Annotated in this window: 21 protein-coding genes; 1 reads left to right on the forward strand and 20 read right to left on the reverse strand. The window is 38.3% G+C overall.

What is annotated here, in order from left to right:
* Positions 1 to 30: 30 nt before the first annotated feature.
* The 20 genes from CD172_RS02720 to CD172_RS02815 form a co-directional block, all read right to left on the reverse strand.
* Positions 31 to 996: a ribose-phosphate diphosphokinase gene (locus tag CD172_RS02720; RefSeq protein ID WP_037567998.1), complete on the reverse strand. Its 966-nt coding sequence runs from the start codon at positions 994 to 996 to the stop codon at positions 31 to 33.
* A gap of 69 nt (positions 997 to 1,065) precedes the next feature.
* Positions 1,066 to 2,430, reverse strand: coding sequence for a bifunctional UDP-N-acetylglucosamine diphosphorylase/glucosamine-1-phosphate N-acetyltransferase GlmU (gene glmU, locus CD172_RS02725; protein WP_103345408.1), 1,365 nt, complete (start codon positions 2,428 to 2,430; stop codon positions 1,066 to 1,068).
* A 365-nt stretch (positions 2,431 to 2,795) separates the two neighbouring features.
* Positions 2,796 to 3,110, reverse strand: coding sequence for a septation regulator SpoVG (gene spoVG / locus CD172_RS02730; protein ID WP_037568088.1), 315 nt, complete (start codon positions 3,108 to 3,110; stop codon positions 2,796 to 2,798).
* A gap of 63 nt (positions 3,111 to 3,173) precedes the next feature.
* Entirely contained in the window at positions 3,174 to 3,554 is a 381-nt protein-coding gene (locus tag CD172_RS02735) for a RidA family protein (protein WP_037568090.1), read from the reverse strand.
* A gap of 18 nt (positions 3,555 to 3,572) precedes the next feature.
* Positions 3,573 to 4,400: a pur operon repressor gene (gene purR / locus CD172_RS02740; RefSeq protein WP_103345409.1), complete on the reverse strand. Its 828-nt coding sequence runs from the start codon at positions 4,398 to 4,400 to the stop codon at positions 3,573 to 3,575.
* A gap of 23 nt (positions 4,401 to 4,423) precedes the next feature.
* Positions 4,424 to 5,272, reverse strand: a complete 849-nt coding sequence (gene ispE / locus CD172_RS02745; RefSeq protein ID WP_037568094.1) for a 4-(cytidine 5'-diphospho)-2-C-methyl-D-erythritol kinase — start codon at positions 5,270 to 5,272, stop codon at positions 4,424 to 4,426.
* 259 nt (positions 5,273 to 5,531) lie between these two features.
* A complete protein-coding gene (veg, locus tag CD172_RS02750; RefSeq protein ID WP_037568096.1) occupies positions 5,532 to 5,798 on the reverse strand; it encodes a biofilm formation stimulator Veg in 267 nt (88 codons plus the stop codon).
* A gap of 99 nt (positions 5,799 to 5,897) precedes the next feature.
* Entirely contained in the window at positions 5,898 to 6,791 is an 894-nt protein-coding gene (gene rsmA / locus CD172_RS02755; protein WP_172616727.1) for a 16S rRNA (adenine(1518)-N(6)/adenine(1519)-N(6))-dimethyltransferase RsmA, read from the reverse strand.
* A gap of 3 nt (positions 6,792 to 6,794) precedes the next feature.
* Positions 6,795 to 7,334, reverse strand: coding sequence for a ribonuclease M5 (gene rnmV, locus CD172_RS02760; protein ID WP_037568101.1), 540 nt, complete (start codon positions 7,332 to 7,334; stop codon positions 6,795 to 6,797).
* A 13-nt stretch (positions 7,335 to 7,347) separates the two neighbouring features.
* Positions 7,348 to 8,118: a TatD family hydrolase gene (locus tag CD172_RS02765; RefSeq protein ID WP_037568103.1), complete on the reverse strand. Its 771-nt coding sequence runs from the start codon at positions 8,116 to 8,118 to the stop codon at positions 7,348 to 7,350.
* A gap of 163 nt (positions 8,119 to 8,281) precedes the next feature.
* Complete coding sequence (metG, locus tag CD172_RS02770) at positions 8,282 to 10,249, reverse strand: methionine--tRNA ligase (RefSeq protein WP_103345411.1); 1,968 nt, start codon at positions 10,247 to 10,249, stop codon at positions 8,282 to 8,284.
* Positions 10,250 to 10,346: 97 nt separating this feature from the next.
* The gene (gene rsmI, locus CD172_RS02775) at positions 10,347 to 11,183 is read right to left on the reverse strand and encodes a 16S rRNA (cytidine(1402)-2'-O)-methyltransferase (protein WP_103345412.1); all 837 of its coding nucleotides are present in this window, start codon (positions 11,181 to 11,183) and stop codon (positions 10,347 to 10,349) included.
* Complete coding sequence (locus tag CD172_RS02780) at positions 11,180 to 11,434, reverse strand: GIY-YIG nuclease family protein (RefSeq protein WP_037568108.1); 255 nt, start codon at positions 11,432 to 11,434, stop codon at positions 11,180 to 11,182. The genes rsmI and CD172_RS02780 overlap by 4 nt, the downstream gene beginning before the upstream one ends.
* Positions 11,427 to 12,152, reverse strand: a complete 726-nt coding sequence (locus CD172_RS02785) for a tRNA1(Val) (adenine(37)-N6)-methyltransferase (RefSeq protein ID WP_037568110.1) — start codon at positions 12,150 to 12,152, stop codon at positions 11,427 to 11,429. The genes CD172_RS02780 and CD172_RS02785 overlap by 8 nt, the downstream gene beginning before the upstream one ends.
* Positions 12,153 to 12,194: 42 nt before the next feature.
* Positions 12,195 to 12,551, reverse strand: coding sequence for a DNA replication initiation control protein YabA (gene yabA, locus CD172_RS02790; RefSeq protein WP_037568112.1), 357 nt, complete (start codon positions 12,549 to 12,551; stop codon positions 12,195 to 12,197).
* 12 nt (positions 12,552 to 12,563) lie between these two features.
* On the reverse strand, positions 12,564 to 13,367 hold the full coding sequence (locus CD172_RS02795; RefSeq protein ID WP_103345413.1) for a PSP1 domain-containing protein: 804 nt from the start codon (positions 13,365 to 13,367) through the stop codon (positions 12,564 to 12,566).
* Between the two features lie 5 nt (positions 13,368 to 13,372).
* Positions 13,373 to 14,302: a DNA polymerase III subunit delta' C-terminal domain-containing protein gene (locus tag CD172_RS02800; protein ID WP_103345414.1), complete on the reverse strand. Its 930-nt coding sequence runs from the start codon at positions 14,300 to 14,302 to the stop codon at positions 13,373 to 13,375.
* A gap of 143 nt (positions 14,303 to 14,445) precedes the next feature.
* On the reverse strand, positions 14,446 to 14,775 hold the full coding sequence (locus CD172_RS02805) for a cyclic-di-AMP receptor (protein ID WP_037568119.1): 330 nt from the start codon (positions 14,773 to 14,775) through the stop codon (positions 14,446 to 14,448).
* Positions 14,776 to 14,923: 148 nt separating this feature from the next.
* Complete coding sequence (gene tmk / locus CD172_RS02810; RefSeq protein WP_103345415.1) at positions 14,924 to 15,538, reverse strand: dTMP kinase; 615 nt, start codon at positions 15,536 to 15,538, stop codon at positions 14,924 to 14,926.
* A gap of 1 nt (position 15,539) precedes the next feature.
* A complete protein-coding gene (locus CD172_RS02815; RefSeq protein ID WP_103345416.1) occupies positions 15,540 to 16,880 on the reverse strand; it encodes an aminotransferase class V-fold PLP-dependent enzyme in 1,341 nt (446 codons plus the stop codon).
* 139 nt (positions 16,881 to 17,019) lie between these two features.
* On the opposite strand from CD172_RS02815, the gene CD172_RS02820 reads away from it, so the two are divergent.
* Positions 17,020 to 17,211, forward strand: coding sequence for a hypothetical protein (locus CD172_RS02820; RefSeq protein ID WP_037568125.1), 192 nt, complete (start codon positions 17,020 to 17,022; stop codon positions 17,209 to 17,211).
* The last annotated feature ends 153 nt before the right edge of the window (positions 17,212 to 17,364 follow it).

A 17,364-nucleotide genomic window follows, 5' to 3' on the forward strand; every position in this document is an offset into this window, starting at 1 on the left:
ACACAAATTTAACAATTAAGTCAACACCGATTAATCAAATAATACACTTACTGATTCGCGTTCGTATACACGTACAATCGCTTGTGCAAGCAGTTCAGCCACTGACAATTCAATGATATTGCTTGGCTTTTGATCGTCTTTAAGTTGAATCGAGTTCGTCACAATTAATTCTTTAATTGCTGAATTCTCAATACGCTCTTTCGCCGGTCCAGATAATACTGGGTGTGTACAACATGCATACACTTCTGTCGCACCTTTGTCTTTTAAAGCTTGTGCTGCGAGCGTAATTGTCCCTGCTGTATCAATAATATCATCGATAATAATTGCTGTGCGCCCTTCAATTTCACCGACAATGTTCATGACTTCGGCAACATTTGGTTTTGGACGACGTTTATCAATAATCGCGATTGGTGTTTTTAAGAAGTCCGCAAGTTTACGTGCACGTGTCACGCCACCGTGGTCTGGAGATACAACCACATATTTATCTGGATCAATGTCTTTATTGTTTAAGAAGTAATCCGCTAAAATAGGTACACCCATTAAGTGATCGATTGGAATATCGAAGAATCCTTGAATTTGTGGCGCATGAAGGTCTAATGCAATCATGCGGTCAGCGCCAGCAGTTTCGAATAAATCTGCCACTAATTTTGCTGTAATCGGTTCACGACTACGCGCTTTACGATCTTGACGTGCATAACCATAATACGGTACCACGATAGAAATGTTCGCCGCTGAAGCACGTTTACATGCATCAATCATAATTAAAAGTTCCATTAAATGAACGTTTACAGGGTTAGATGTAGGTTGAATAATAAAGACGTCACAACCACGAATACTTTCTTCGATATTAATTTGAATTTCACCATCACTGAAACGTTTAACCGTACATTTACCTAATTCAACACCAACGTGATCTGCTACTTCTTGAGCAAGGGGTTCATTACCTTTCAACGAGAAAATTTTTAAAGACGAATTTTTATATTCGGTGTTTAACATGTTTTATCCTCCAATATAATTTAGGGTTTATGAATTGATATGTTTTAAGCATCTTATCGCTTTGAAAGTCTATTTCTCTTTGTTTAAATATCCAGGTTTCGTTGTTTGTCTTGCACGTGCGAGTGCCAAGCTTTCTTCCGGAACATTATCAGTAATTGTGGAACCAGCAGCAATTAACGCACCATCACCAACGGATACAGGCGCAACTAAGTTTGTGTTACATCCAATAAAAGCATCTTTGCCTACAATTGTTTTGAACTTATTCACACCATCATAGTTCACTGTAATTGATCCACAACCAATATTCGTGCGCGCACCGATTTCAGCGTCTCCAATGTAGCTTAAGTGAGATACTTTCGCACCATCGTCAAGACGCGCTTTTTTAATTTCAACAAAGTTGCCCACTTTTGTTTCTGCGCCTAAATCACTGCCCGGTCTAAGTTGTGCGAATGGACCAATTTTAGAATTCCGACCTACTTTTGCTTCAGAAATAACGGATTGTTTAATTGTAACGCCATCTTCAATTACGCTGTCATGGATTTCAGAATATTGACCTACAACCACATCTTCACCAATCACTGTATTTCCTGAAAGTTTAACGCCTGCTTCAATCACAGTATCTGCACCAATTTTCACATCCGCGCCAATATGCGTAGTAGCAGGGTCAAGTAGTGTCACACCATTGCGCATATGCATGTGATTTGTGCGTATGCGATATAGTTGTTCTGCATGACTTAACGCCACACGATCATTAACACCTAAAATGTCATCAAAATGATTTGTGTGGTAAATCGCAACTTTTCCTGATTGTTGTAAAATCAAAGTCAAGACTTGTGGCAAATAATATTCACCTTGGGCATTGTGATTGTCAACGTCTTTTAACAATGTAAATAACGTTTGGTTATCAAATGCAAATATTCCCGAACTAATTTCCGTAATTTGTTTTTCCTCATCGTTTGCGTCTTTTTCTTCAACGATGCGTTTAAGTGTGCCACTACTAGAATCACGCACTATTCTACCGTATCCAAATGGTTGCGCTGTCGTTGCGGACAATACTGTTGCCTGTGCTTCAGATGCCTCATGGTGTGCAATGAGTTGCGTTAATGTCTCACCAGTAATAAGCGGTGTATCACCACAAACAACAATCGTTGTACCTGTTAAGTGTCCCAAATGCGCTTCGGCTTGTTGCACCGCATGCGCTGTTCCGAGTTGTTCTTGTTGAAAACTGTACTTAGAAACGTCCCCTAATGTTTCTTTCACGCTTTCAGCACCGTGTCCTACAATTGTAACGATATTATCAATACCTGTTGATTTCACTTGATCGATAACATGCGCAATCATAGGCTTTCCAGCTACTTCATGAAGCACTTTGAACTTCTTAGACTTCATGCGTGTACCTTTACCAGCTGCTAAAACGACTGCATGTTTTTGCATGGAATGAACCCTCCAGTTTTTTTACACTTCTATACAATTATAATTTATACGAACTGTCACTTTCAAGGAGTAAAAGAAGAATTGAAGTTTCATGCGCGTAAATATTTAAGCTTTCGATGCGTTGAAGACGCATAACCTCTGAAATGATATCCCGTTGCAACTAAAAAAATTATTTTTAAAATGGTGTATAGCAACACCATTTACGTTCAATTGTTTGAAGCCCTTATATCCATGATGACGTGATGTATCCGTTAGCATACTTTCATGAAGTAATCAAAGCTTTCAATATAAACGGGCATATCAAAAGAAAAGGGTTTTGAAGTTACCTTTTTATAACTTCAAAACCCTGTGTATAGGACTGAAAATTACGCTTCAGCGTTATTTTCAGATTCTTCTTTATTGTCATCATTCTGAGCAGGAATGACTTCATCAGTCTCTTCATATACTTTCATTACTGCATCCTGAATTTCTTGACGCATTTCTGAATTGATTGGATGCGCAATGTCGCGGAATTCACCATCTGGTGTACGTTTGCTTGGCATTGCTACGAAAAGTCCTGAATTGCCTTCAATGACGCGCAAGTCATGGATAACAAATGATTCGTCAAGTGTAATAGACACGAGCGCTTTCATTCTTCCATCTGTTTGTATTTTTCTAAGTCTGACATCTGTCACTTTCATGTAGTGAGCCCCCCATAGTATATAAGTTAGAAAATGTAGTGATTTAAGAAGTTCAAGTGTATATTATACATCCTTTACTTCAGCGATGACTTCGATTTCAATTTTAACATCTTTTGGCAAACGTGCCACTTCAACTGCACTTCTCGCCGGTTTATGCGAAGTAAAGTACGTGCCGTAAACATCGTTCACCTTTTGGAAATGTTCCATATCGGATAAGAAAACGAGCACTTTCACAACGTGATCTAAATCAGATCCTGCTGCTTCTAGTACAGCTTTCAAATTTTCAAACACTTGTTTCGTTTGTGCCTCAACATCATCACTTACAATATTACCTTCTAAATTTAAAGGTATTTGCCCTGACGTATAGACCATACCATTGACAATAGATGCATGTGAATACGGTCCAACTGCAGCAGGCGCTTTATCTGTGTTAATTGTTTGCATAACGATAAACGCTCCTTTTTAATTATTAAATTTAGAAAGGCTATTACCCGCTTCGACTTTAAACGCTTGGTTATACTCATCGACGTCGGACAACCGTACTAAGGAAGTATAGTCCTCGATTAATCTTTGCTTGACTTCTTTAGATTCTACAAGTACCGATACCCCTTTTACTTCAGCCTTAAACTCATTCATTAAATTGATTACACCATTTATCGAACCACCCGCACGCATGAAGTCATCTACAATTAAAACTTTTGAGTGTTCTTTTAGTGTACGTTTAGATAATACCATTGTTTCGATTTTTCGTGTTGAACCTGATACATAATTTATTGAAACAGTGGACCCTTCAGTCACTTTATTATCTTTACGTATCACGACAACTGGTAAATTCAATATACTCGCAACCGCATTGGCTAGCGATATCCCTTTCGTTGCGATAGTTACGACCGCATCCAAATCTTCATGCATATAAATCGTCGCAATAAGTTTACCCACTTGTTTTAAAAGCGGTGGATTGCCTACTAAATCTGATAAAAATAAATAACCTCCAGGCAGTAACCTTTCTTTTTCTTGAAGTAAGTGGATTAATTCTTCAATCACTGCTTCCGCCTCTGCTTTTTGCATTTCAGGTCGGTAGCGCACACCACCACTCGCACCTGCCACCGTTTCTATCGTTCCAAGTCCTTCTTCAATAAGCGTATCTTTAATGATTTGGACATCTTCACTAATTGATGACTTTGCTTGTTTAAACTTCGTTACAAAAAACGTGAGTGGCACGAGCTTATTCGGGTTGTTAATTAAATATTGTGTCATGAAGACGATACGTTCACTTCTTTTATATCTCATGCATCATCAATTCCTTTCAAACATCATCCTAATGTACGCACTAAATACACATCGTTACAGCATCCACAAATGGCATTATAAATATGACGTGCTTGACGTTCTCGTTGCGCAAAACCGTACACAGTGGGACCACTGCCACTCATCAACGCACCATCCGCACCATTGTTCAACATGTTCTCTTTTATTTTTTGAATTTCAGGTTGTAAGGCCATAGAAACTGGTTCCAAACGATTGGATAAACTGTGACATACACCTAAATAATCTTGCTGTTTAATCGCATCCATACATGCTGACGTATGCACATCAAATGGAAGGTTCAAATTAAGACCATTATAAATTTCTGGTGTGGACAACCCAGCTTGCGGTTTCGCGACAATGACCCAACATGAAGGTGGTCGATCGAGTAACGTAATTTTTTCACCGCGACCTTGGCATAAAGCAGTCGTTCCGTAAACGCAAAATGGAATATCAGACCCTATTTCTGCCGATAACGCACTTAATTCATCCAAACTTCTATTCAATTCAAATAGACGATTCATCCCACGCATTGTCGCAGCAGCATCACTAGAACCACCTGCCAAACCGGCAGCAACCGGAATGTTTTTCTCTAAAGTAATCGTCACGCCTTCTTTAATGTGATAGGCTTCTTTCATTAAAAGTGCCGCACGATAAGCTAAATTACGATCATCCGATGGAATATACGTTTCATCAACGTGAAGTACGATTTTATCATCGTGACGCTTTTCAAAAGATAATCGATCATTTAAATCAATGGTCGTCATAATCATTTCCACTTCGTGATAACCGTCTTCTCGCTTAAATAATGTATCTAACGTTAAATTAATTTTAGCAGGAGCCGTTTCATAAATCATACTATCATTTCCTCTTTTTAAATGGTATTACTGTGATTTTACCATAACTCCATTAATGATGGAGGCGCTCATAAGCTAAATATTTAAAAAGTAACAAAACCTAACTTTTGGCACTATCAATCATTCATTTATTCTAATTAATAATAAATACAAATCTTCTTATGACTTCGCGCACTAAAAAAGAGCGAGACGATGAAATCCACTCCTAAAGATTCCATTCCCACTCTCAAATATGTACAACTTATCAATCAAATAAGTATTATTGCGCCGCTGCTTCTTGTTGTAAGTCTTCCTCTACAAATGATACGTGTACATTTTCAGTAAGTACATCTGCATAAGTATAGGACACTCGTTCGAAGTTGTGCTTATCTTGGTCTAATTCAACAATGAACACAGAAGGATATGTTTCTTTTAACACACCAGAACGTTCAATTGTTTTTTTACGTCCCCCATTAGCTTTTAGTACAATACGATTTCCTAACTGACAATCAAGACGATTTTTGATGTCTATAATAGATTTTGGCATATTGCTCCACCTCGCTACTGGTGTAGTATAACACATTTAGAGCGTTGAGGTCAAATAAAATTTTAATTTTATCAATGCCGGTTTAGAAAGTCAATCATTTTATAATGTCAATTTTGGGAAATTTTCCAACTCTGCATACAAACGTGCATATTCTTGTATAGAAAGCGTTTCGCCACGGCGTTTTGGATCAATACCAGCGGCTTCTAGCCATGCCATAATTTCTGTTTTCAAACTTTTACCATCTTGAAATACATTTTGATAGTTATTAAAAATGGTTTTTCGACGTTGTCCAAATGCACCTTTCGTCAATTTAAAAAATTGTTGTTCATCGTTAACTTGGGCGATAGGTGATGGCCGTTTCATTAATTTAACTACAATCGAATCAACATTCGGTGGTGGCATAAAGACCGTTTTAGGCACTGTAAGTACGCGAGACGTTTCAGTATAGTATTGCGCTACGATAGATAATGAGCCATATGCTTTTGTCCCAACAGCCGCATTTAAGCGTTCCCCGACTTCTTTTTGCATCATGACAACGTAACCATCAATATTTAAGTTAGACTCGAGTAACGATAATAGAATTGGCGTTGTAATATAGTAAGGTAAATTAGCAACAACCATAATTTTTTCGCAATCCGCTAAATGCGTGTTTATCGCTGTTTTGATATCTGCTTTTAAAATATCTTCGTTAATCACTGTTACATTGTCGTATGGTGATAAGGTATCTTTTAAAACAGGAATGAGACGTTGATCAATTTCAAAAGCCATGACGTGTTTAGCGTTTTTAGCAAGTTGTTCGGTTAATGATCCCATACCCGGTCCCACTTCGATGACTCCTGTGCGTTCATCGATACCACTCGCATGAATAATATTATTGATAATATTTACATCAATTAAAAAGTTTTGACCTAAGCTCTTTTTAAAACTAAAGCCATATTGTTCTAGTAATGCACGGGTACGGGTTGGGGTAGCGATATCTTTCTCATGCATAATGTGTTACTCCTCTTCTCCTAATGCGCGGCGCACGTCTTGTTCTGTATAACCAAACGCATTGAGTTTCTTTAATAATTGTTTCCCATTTGAATGACCAATGTGTAGTTGACGTCCAACTATGTCACGGCGACGTCTTGCATCTGGACCAATGATAAGTCCTAAATCAATCAGTGTCGCTTTATCGATTGTTTCTTCAGATTCTGATAAAGGTGAAGACACATGCATTAAGGCCTCACGAATAGCATCAAATGACGCATGTTCCACACCAATTTTACCACGTTTATTTTTCGCTTTTTCGCGGTCAATATAGGCATGTTTGACACCTGGCACAGCATCGCGAATGGTATTGCGAATTTTATCACCCGGGAAATCCGGATCGGTAAGTACGATGACACCTCGTGTCTCTTGCGCTTTACGAATAACATCTAAGCACGCACGGTCAATCGCACTGCCATTCGTCTCAATCGTATCACATTCAACAGCACGTTGGACGCGTTCAGTGTCGTCACGACCCTCTACAACGATAAATTCATTTATTTTCACTTAGGCACCTCTTTTAACTCAAGTTAAACAAGCGTTCTGCATTTTGAGTAGTTTGTTGCGCTACTTCTTCATATGAAATGCCACGTAAATCTGCAATTTGTTGTGCGACGAGTGTTACGTGCGCAGGTTCATTACGTTTACCGCGATACGGATGCGGCGTTAAAAATGGGGCATCTGTCTCCACTAACAGACGATCTAACGGTACATGTTTCGCCACTTCTTTCGGTTGTTTCGCATTTTTAAACGTTACTGGACCACCAAGTGAAATGTGAAAGTTTAGTTTTTGTGTGACAACATCTGCAATTTCTGGTGAACCACTAAAACTATGCATGATGCCTCCTACCTCTTCAGCATGTTCTTCTAATAAAATGTCGATACAATCTTGCGTTGCATCTCTGTTGTGAATCACAATCGGTAATTTCACACGTTTGGCTAATGCAATTTGTTTTCTAAATACCTCTTTTTGAATCTCTTTCGGTGATTTATCCCAATGATAATCTAAGCCCATTTCACCTATACCAATAACTTTTGGGTGTTGCGATAAGGATTCAATCCAATCTAAACGCTCATCTGTACAATCTATCGCATCCACTGGGTGCCAACCGATAATGGCGTAAATAAAATCATAGTCATCAATTAATTTCATCGCACGTTCAATCGTTTTTGTATCGAAACCTACTACAAACATACGATCTACACCCGCGTCTCGCGCACGGTCAATTACCGCTTCTAAATCTTCATCATATTGATCCGCATTTAAATGTACGTGTGTATCGATTAACATTGTCATTCCTCCTATGTCGTATTAAAGGGGTGAGACTGGCATCAAATTATGAACCATTTGATGTGCATGCCCCACCCCGAAGTGTCTTTCAATTTAGCCTCAATGCAAAATAAGGTTCATTTCAGTTGCTAATTTATGCGTACCTTATCATTTCAGATGAGAATTACTTAATAATTGCACCATTAGGAACCGCATTAGGTAAGCTCACTAAAGACAATACGCCGTCTTTTTCAGCAGATAAAATCATACCTTCTGATTTTTGTCCCATTAATTTTGCAGGTTTTAAATTTGTAACAACCGCCACTTTTTTACCGATAATATCTTCAGGTTGATAAAATTTCGCAATACCCGATACAATTTGGCGTTGTTCATGGTCTAAATCGACTTGAATTTTTAATAATTTATCCGATTTTTTTACATTTTCAGCATCAATAATTGTTGCTGCTTTAATTTCAACTTTATCAAAATCTTTAATATCAATTTGTGCTTTCGCCGGTACATCTTCTACTTCAGGTTTAGGGGGCTGCATGCTTGCTTTTATATATTCCACTTCAGCAGCCACATCTAAACGTGGGAAAATTGGTGTTGGTTTAGAAGAGACCGTAATGTCGTCTTTAAGTTGACCGTAAGCTTTTAAGCTATCAAATTCATGTAATGCTTGATCTTGAATGTTTAATTGGTCAAAAATTTGATACGGTGCATGCGTTAAGAATGGACGTAATAACACAGCAGCATAACGAATGTTTTCAACTAAGTGTGCCATCACATTACCAAGCATCTCTTTTTGCGTATCATCTTTTGCTAACACCCAAGGCGTCGTTTCGTCGATATATTTATTGGTACGGCTAATAAACTTCCACACCGTCGTTAGTGCTACAGAAAACTGTAAGTTATCCATACTTTCATGATATGCGTTCACAGTATCTAAAGCCATCTGTTCCATATCTTTATCAAGTTCGTGTTGTGGCCCTTGATAAGCTGGTAATTGACCGTCAAAATATTTATTAATCATTGAAATCGTACGGTTCACAAGATTTCCTAAATCATTGGCTAAATCGTAGTTCGTACGTTCAACGAAAGCTTCAGGTGTGAAGACACCATCTGAACCAAATGGCAATTCACGCATGAGATAATAACGTGTCGCATCTAAACCATAACGATCGATAAGCACATTCGGATCCATGACGTTACCTTTAGATTTACTCATTTTGCCGTCTTTCATTAAAATCCAACCGTGCGCAAACACTTTTTTAGGTAGTGGGACTTCCAATGCCATTAAAATAATCGGCCATATAATTGAATGGAAACGTACAATCTCTTTTGCCATAAGATGAATGTCAGCCGGCCAATATTTTTTAAATAATTCATCTTCGTCTGTTAAATAACCTAGCGCTGAAATGTAGTTTACAAGCGCATCAAGCCATACATAAACGACGTGTTTTGGGTTTGATGGTACTTTTACACCCCAGTCAAACGAAGTACGTGACACCGCCAAATCATCTAACCCAGGTTTTATAAAGTTATTAATCATCTCATTTTTACGAGATGGAGGCTGAATAAAATCAGGATGTTCATCATAAAATGCAAGTAAACGATCTGTATATTTCGAGAGTTTAAAGAAATAACTTTCTTCTTTTACAAGCTCTACCTCATGACCTGAATCCGGACTTTTACCACCGACAATTTTGCCATTTTCATATACAGGTTCAACCAATTGTGTTTCAGTATAGTACGTTTCATCCGGAACAGAATACCAACCTTCGTACTCGCCAAGATAAATATCACCTTGTTCTAGTAACTTTTCAAAAATTTTCTCAACAACTTCTGTATGACGTTTTTCAGTCGTACGAATGAAGTCGTCATTAGAAATATCAAGTTTTTTCCATAACGCTTTAATGCTATCAATCATGCCATCTAAATACTCTATTTCAGACTGGCCTGCTTTTTGAGCTTTTTCTTGTATTTTCTGTCCATGCTCATCTGTTCCCGTTAAATAGCGTACATCGTATCCTTGTAAACGTTTGTAACGTGCAATAACGTCCCCTGCTACAGTAGAGTATGCATGGCCAATGTGTAAATTACCGCTTGGATAATAAATCGGTGTAGTAATATAAAATGTATCTTTTACCATCAGCGCTCCTCCTCATTTCTTATCTAATCTAATATATCTAAAATCGCTGTCTTTTTCAATCCACCAACGATACATCTTGCCGAATTGATGTCATAGGTTATACCTCTATATCATGATAGACATTGTATATGGTTTTGCTCGACATCTCCCGATCTTTGGCGACTTGTTTAATCGCTTGTTTTGGCTTCATATTTTGCTGAATATAATGGTTTACATGATCTTCTATGGAGAGTGACTCAAACCACTTTGTCGTTTCAATCGCCTCTTGACCTTCGATAAGAATGACAAATTCACCTTTTAAAGGAATCGTATTATCTAGTTGTACCAGTAACTCGTTCACTTTTGCTGTTGTAATTTGTTCAAATTTCTTCGTTAATTCACGTCCGAGGGTGATATGTCTTTCAGGGTCAATGTCATGAATGACTTCTAACGTATCTTTGACACGATAAGGAGATTCATATAATAACAACGTGCTCTCTTGAAACATACGCACTTCTAAAATTGCTTTCTTCTCGCGTGCTTTTCGTGGCAAAAATCCTAGAAATGTGTATACAAAAGAAGGTAACCCACTCGCCATTAATGCGGTTAAACCCGCATTAGCACCTGGAATAGGCGTTACTGGAATCTTCGCTTCACGTGCTTGCACGACCAGTTCGTACCCAGGATCTGATATTAACGGCAACCCTGCATCAGAGACGAGTGCGACTGATTTACCGTCTAACAACGTTTTGATTAACGCTGTAGTCATGTGGTCTTTATTATGATCATGATAGGATTGTAATGGCGTTGATATGTCGAAATGATGGCAAAGTTTTTTAGTGACACGCGTATCCTCACATGCAATTAAATCTACTGTTTTAAGAGTGTCAATCGCCCGAAAGGTCATGTCATCCAAATTACCGATGGGGGTTCCCACTAAATATAAATGTGTCATGCTAAGGCTCCTTTTATGAGTCGTAATTTCGCATCACGACTTAATTGTTTAATGGCATGTTCTCGTTTTAACGCTTCTGATTTTGTGTCAAAGCATTCTTGATACATCAATTGAACAGGACGACGTGTTTTTGTATATTTAGCCCCTTTACCTTCATTATGTTTCGCGATACGTGCTTCGATATTCGTTGTATAACCCGTATAAAGCGAGGCATCTTTACACTGAACGATATAAATATAATGGTTAGCCATAATACACCGCCTTCATCTCATCCGTATACGCGCCAGACGCATCATAAATATAAAAAGGGGGCGCAAGTTTTAATCCTTCATTGCCACCTTTACGACCTTCAACAACAATTGTTTGCGCATCTTTTCCAGGTTTACTATATATCATATGTAACTGTTTTGGTTCTATAGCGTAACGGCGCATAGATTCAAAAATATCTAACACACGTTCTGCGCGATGCACCATCATCAGACGGCCACCTTGTTTCAATGCATGACCACTGACGCGAATACAGTCATCTAACGTACAATACACCTCATGTCGCGCGATTTTATGCGCTTCAATTTGGTGTTGATTCATTTGATTGATTTTAAAATACGGAGGGTTACATGTAATTAAATCGAAGGATGAAGGTTTAAAACGACGTGTGACATTTTGTATATCATCATGAAGAATGTCAATACGTGATGATACATCATTATACGCCACACTACGTTGAGCCATATCAACCAGCGTTGGTTGAATCTCAATACCTGTAATATGATTGGATCCTTTTGCGGACAATAATAGTGGAATCACACCATTCCCTGTACATAAATCTAAAATGCGATCACGCGTTCTTGGTTTTGTAAAATGCCCAAGAAGTAACGCATCGGTTGAAAAAGAAAATACGGCATCGTTTTGAATAATTCGCATATTTTCTTTGACCAAATAATCTAAACGCTCTCCCTGTCGTAACACTCTGCCACCTCTTATCGTTTTTCCACCATATCTCAATTCGAATCAGTCATGGTCTCGCTTACTATTTAATACATTTAAACAAAATATACAGTCTTCACCTTTCCGGTGTTTACCGAATACATCATGGCAAATATGAAAACCTTCGTGGTATAATTTCGCAAAATATTCACGACTTTGAAGTTGTTTTGTGGCACGTTTTTTCACTTTCGTCGCCTCTTGCTCTGAAGTCGCTTGTTGTTGATGTAATAATGATTTCAAATGATCATTTTCCGTTTGTAATGCCACATTTTCTTCAACAAGTTCTACCGTTAATGCTTTAAGTTGTTGCATATTTTCTTGAATCAACGTCACATTTTGCTCGAGTTGCATTAAGCGGTCGAAAAGTTCATTTCGATCCAATGGCCCTCCTCCTTAATTCATTGTTTTTAATTCATCAATATGGTATTCCAACGTTTGTTCGTAACCTTCAACTTTAACGTGCATCGTTACATTAATGACATTTAAACTTACAACTTCTCCACGACCTTCAGGTGTATCAATGACGTCACCTACGTCAGGAAGTTGTTCACGTGCAGCTTCATACATGTCATCTTCATATTTCAAACAACACATTAAACGCCCACAAGCGCCTGAGATTTTCGATGGATTCAATGACAAGTTTTGATCTTTCGCCATTTTGATAGACACAGGTTCAAAGTCACCTAAAAATGTAGAGCAACATAATGAGCGCCCACATGGACCGATACCACCTAAAAGTTTCGCTTCATCACGCACACCGATTTGTCTTAATTCTATACGCGTTTTTAATTTTTGCGCCAGTAAACGTACCAATTTACGGAAATCAATACGCTCGTCTGCAGTGAAATTAAAAATCACTTTAGAGCGGTCTAACGTATATTCACAATTCACTAAACGCATGTCTAGTTCAAGTTCAGATACAAACGTTTTACATAAGGCTAACGCTTCATCAGCAGCAACTTCATTTGCTTCATGCGCACTAAGATCTTCTTCTGTGGCCACACGTAACACAGGCTTTAAAGGTTGTGCCACATCTTCACCATTAATTGCTTTTGGTTCATGTTTGACCATACCCATTTCATAACCGCGTTGAGATTCCACTACAACACGTGTACCTTCATCTAAGTCACCCGGACAAGGCGCGTAGTATTCTAGGGTATTGGCCTTTTTAAAATAAACACCTACTACCATGCACATGTGCATCACCCCTTCACTTTAATTGCAATTTGCTCAAATACAAGCGTCGGATTTACATTTTGATTGAGCTTTTTATGTGCTTCAGTAATTTGTTCGATGATGTAGGTTAAATGGCGATAACTTAATTGTTGTGCACGTGATTCATAATAAGATTGTAGTTCTGAAAATGTAATGCGAGAGGTCATGCCTGATTTGGCATACATCATGTCTTGAAAATACGCATTAATCCCCGCCAATGCCAGTAGTTGGAGCCGACGATTTTTCGCATGTTTTAATAACTCCACAATACCTATTAACGCCATCTCACGTTGCTTCAATAAACGATCACACCATTGTAATAGTTGTTTTCGCAATTGTGTTAAATCATGTTCCTCATTTAATTGACGTGCCTCTTCAAACTGTGTCGTATATGTACTCAATAATTCTGCCACCGGCTTCGACACTTCCTCATGCGCAACAAGGCGTTCAATAAACGTGTGACGATGCATCGGTTTAAAATAGACATGTTGGCATCTTGAATGTATCGTGTCTAAAATTTGTTCCGGTTTAGATGAAATGAGTATCGCAATCGTGTTGGAGGGCGGTTCCTCCAAAAATTTTAAAATACTATTTTCACCTTGCACAGTTAAACGTTCAAAATCTTGAATAATATAAACTTTATAGTCACTTTCGATCGGCAATTGATTCATATGGTGCACAAGTTGCTCAATGCGTTCCTTTTTAATCGTTGTTTCATCTGTTTTGACATAATGAAAATCAGGATGATTGCGCGCTTCTATTTTAGTTTTGCATTGGTCGTTGTCTTGACATAAAATATGCATCGCAAAGGCCTCAGCCGTTTCGATCATCGTTTCTAAATCATCACCTTCAAATAGATAGGCATGTGAAAGCTTTTCATTCGCATAAGCTTTTAATAATTGATCTATTTCCTTCATGTCACAACTCCTTTATCTTCCATCCTGATGATTTGAATTAATTTAAAATTATCTAATAAAACATATATTTAAAGAAAAAAGGTTGGACAGTCGTATACACCGCCTTAAAGACCCGCATACGCCGCCACAACCTTCGTTATCATCTAAAATTGGTGAAACGATTCGACTGGCATTACAAAAACGGTTGCCCCGCCTACTTCTACTTCAACTGGGTAAGGAATGTACGAATCCGCACTGCCACCCATCGGTGTAATTGGAGAAACCAATTGCTCGCGGTTTCCACATGTTTGACTAATCACTTCGAGTATATCGTCTACACGATCATCATCCACACCACTTAAGAATGTTGTGTTTCCTGCGCGTAAAAAACCACCTGTTGAAGCGAGTTTTGTTGCTCTAAAATTATTTTCGACGAGTCGGTCAGAGAGTTCTTGACTGTCTTGGTCTTGAACAATTGCAATTATCATTTTCATAGTCTCATGCACCTCTTGAACAATATTATATCATATGTCACGTCATCACTCATGGATGAATCACAAAATTCAAATGGATGTGTTCATTACATTATAAACTATTTTTTACACTTAAAACATGATGTATCTTGTTTTGTATTGAAATGACTTACTGTGCTAAACGTTGCTTAATAGCCGTTAACACATCTTGGATTACAGCATCAATTGACTGCGTCGCGTCAATTACTTCATAACGTTCCGGGTGATTTTGAATCAATTGTTGATACCCATCGATTACACGTGCATGAAATGCTTCATCTTCTTTATCAAGACGATTTTGAGCACGCTGATTTTGCATAATACGCGCTTGCCCCACTTCTGCAGGAATATCTAAATATAACGTTAAATCAGGCGCATGACCTTCTATCGCAAAATCATTAATTGTTTGAATCGCTTCCACCCCGATTTTACGCGCATAGCCTTGATAAGCAAGTGAGCTGTCTATAAAACGATCGCAAATCACCGTAATGCCCTTATCGAGCGCAGGTAACACTTTTTCTACAAGATGTTCACGACGGGCTGCCGCAAACAATAATGCCTCAGTGCGTGGATCCATCGCATCTCCTTCTAATAAAATGTTACGTATGGCTTCTGCTGTTTTAACCCCGCCTGGTTCACGCGTAGCAATCACATCATAATCTTTCGAAAGTTGCTCCACCACTGATTTTAAAACGGTTGTTTTCCCAGAGCCTTCAGGTCCTTCTATCGTAATAAATAATGCCATGTTAGTCATCCTTCACTTTAATTTTACCTTCACTAAGTCCTTCTACACGAAGCCCTCTTTTATGCCAATAGTCTATTAATTTTATCATAGATACGTTCATTTTTTCTCCCTTTAATAAAGTAGGGATACCTGGAGGATATACAATGAGATGTTGCGCTAAAATTGTGCCTTCAGCATCAAGATAATGGACATCACGCACCCGGTCAAATACGTCAGGCATATAGACACCCTCTTCTTTATATAGCACATTTGGCATCGACAGCTGATGATTGATGCTATGGGGCAAATTCAGTTGACGAATACGGTGCAATAACGCATTCATAGGAAATGTATCCCCCTCGTGCCATAGTGGCAATATCCATAACACATGTTTCTCATCTGCAAGTTCTACATAAATATGCTCAGCTTCCATCAGTCGTTGAAGTTCGTAACCTGATAATGCAGGATGATGAATCAACAATTTTAATGGATCATCCACTTGTGTGATGCTTAAATGCTTTTCCTGTAGCGCTTGAATCACTTTTGTACGCTGTTCAAAAAAGTAGTCGCTTTGATAAGATTGATAAAAACAGTTTGCTGATTCTAAACTCGCCATCAATAAATAGGATGGGCTTGAAGATTGAAAAGTTTGTAAGAGATGCGTCACATTGTCACGTTGCGGTGCTTTTTTATGAATATACAATACCGAACTCATCGTCAAACTTGGTAACGTTTTATGAAAAGACTGCACCACATAATCTGCACCATAGTTTAAAGCAGAATATGGAAAACCTTGAATATCAAAATGCGCCCCGTGGGCCTCATCTACGAGTACGGGAATATGTTGTTGATGAAAGTGTTTTATCGTAGATTGGATGTCGAACGTTTGGCCATAATAATTGGGATACGTGAGAACAGCTAATTTTCCACAGTTTAAATGAGAGGGATGCAATATTGGTTTTACATATTGAAGTGTATCATTGTCGACCTCAGTTGGTAAAATACTGGCACGTTGATGACCTAAATCTAGCGCATTAAAGACAGATTTATGAACATTACGCGCTATAATAACGTCACCAGGCACATTGCAAAACGCATGTATGACCGACAAAATACCACTCGTCGTTCCATTAACGAGATAGAATGCATCGTAATCCTCATGACGTTGAATCATCTGCATGCTTTCTTTTAAAACACCTTCCGCATGATGCAAATCGTCAAAACCTGTAATTTCAGTGATATCATGTTTCCCATTTACATAGGATAAATCACCGATGGTTGCGTTCTTATGTCCAGGTACATGCATCGAAATCGGTGCTGTTTTCGACCATGATTCTAGTTGATTGTTCAAAGGTCCTTTCATCAAAACTCTCCTTTTCCATCATTTTAAATTAATCCTATCACGCTTTTGTTCGCTTGCCTATGGATGAACGTTCGACAATTAAGTGAATATACTTCAAAAACACGTACATATGTTCTATAATACAACCGAGGTGAAAAACATGGACATACATTTAGATTGGAATAAAGATTTCCAAGAATTTCAAGACATTCTAAATTCAGGTATTCATCCCAAATGGTTATATGCTGCAACAACGAATTTAATTTTAGAACCTGCTTATACAGGCCAAGGAAAACAATTCTTTTATACAAAAGATATTATAAAAGCAAGTGAACGTATGCCGTTTTTTTGAGCCACTCCCTTACTATCAAGATTTACAGCTAGATAAACGAAGAACCCCAAGTACAATTTGTACTTGGGGTTCGTTTGCTTGGCAACGTCCTACTCTCGCGGAACGTAAGTCCGACTACCATCGGCGCTAAAGAGCTTAACTTCTGTGTTCGGC

Origin of the sequence: Staphylococcus agnetis, assembly GCF_002901865.1 — a bacterium.
In the GTDB taxonomy this organism is placed as follows: Bacteria; Bacillota; Bacilli; order Staphylococcales; family Staphylococcaceae; genus Staphylococcus; species Staphylococcus agnetis.

Excerpts from the sequence above, each read along its gene's own strand:
- rsmI (WP_103345412.1), bottom strand. The coding sequence starts at position 11,183 with ATGACACATTTATATTTAGTGGGAACCCCCATCGGTAATTTGGATGAC.
- CD172_RS02795 (WP_103345413.1), bottom strand. The coding sequence starts at position 13,367 with ATGTGCATGGTAGTAGGTGTTTATTTTAAAAAGGCCAATACCCTAGAA.
- CD172_RS02780 (WP_037568108.1), bottom strand. The coding sequence starts at position 11,434 with ATGGCTAACCATTATATTTATATCGTTCAGTGTAAAGATGCCTCGCTT.
- tmk (WP_103345415.1), bottom strand. The coding sequence starts at position 15,538 with ATGGCATTATTTATTACGATAGAAGGACCTGAAGGCTCTGGGAAAACA.
- CD172_RS02800 (WP_103345414.1), bottom strand. The coding sequence starts at position 14,302 with ATGAAGGAAATAGATCAATTATTAAAAGCTTATGCGAATGAAAAGCTT.
- CD172_RS02805 (WP_037568119.1), bottom strand. The coding sequence starts at position 14,775 with ATGAAAATGATAATTGCAATTGTTCAAGACCAAGACAGTCAAGAACTC.
- purR (WP_103345409.1), bottom strand. The coding sequence starts at position 4,400 with ATGAGATATAAAAGAAGTGAACGTATCGTCTTCATGACACAATATTTA.
- CD172_RS02820 (WP_037568125.1), top strand. The coding sequence starts at position 17,020 with ATGGACATACATTTAGATTGGAATAAAGATTTCCAAGAATTTCAAGAC.
- spoVG (WP_037568088.1), bottom strand. The coding sequence starts at position 3,110 with ATGAAAGTGACAGATGTCAGACTTAGAAAAATACAAACAGATGGAAGA.
- ispE (WP_037568094.1), bottom strand. The coding sequence starts at position 5,272 with ATGATTTATGAAACGGCTCCTGCTAAAATTAATTTAACGTTAGATACA.
- CD172_RS02720 (WP_037567998.1), bottom strand. The coding sequence starts at position 996 with ATGTTAAACACCGAATATAAAAATTCGTCTTTAAAAATTTTCTCGTTG.
- veg (WP_037568096.1), bottom strand. The coding sequence starts at position 5,798 with ATGCCAAAATCTATTATAGACATCAAAAATCGTCTTGATTGTCAGTTA.
- CD172_RS02815 (WP_103345416.1), bottom strand. The coding sequence starts at position 16,880 with ATGAAAGGACCTTTGAACAATCAACTAGAATCATGGTCGAAAACAGCA.
- CD172_RS02765 (WP_037568103.1), bottom strand. The coding sequence starts at position 8,118 with ATGTTAATCGATACACACGTACATTTAAATGCGGATCAATATGATGAA.
- CD172_RS02735 (WP_037568090.1), bottom strand. The coding sequence starts at position 3,554 with ATGCAAACAATTAACACAGATAAAGCGCCTGCTGCAGTTGGACCGTAT.
- glmU (WP_103345408.1), bottom strand. The coding sequence starts at position 2,430 with ATGCAAAAACATGCAGTCGTTTTAGCAGCTGGTAAAGGTACACGCATG.
- metG (WP_103345411.1), bottom strand. The coding sequence starts at position 10,249 with ATGGTAAAAGATACATTTTATATTACTACACCGATTTATTATCCAAGC.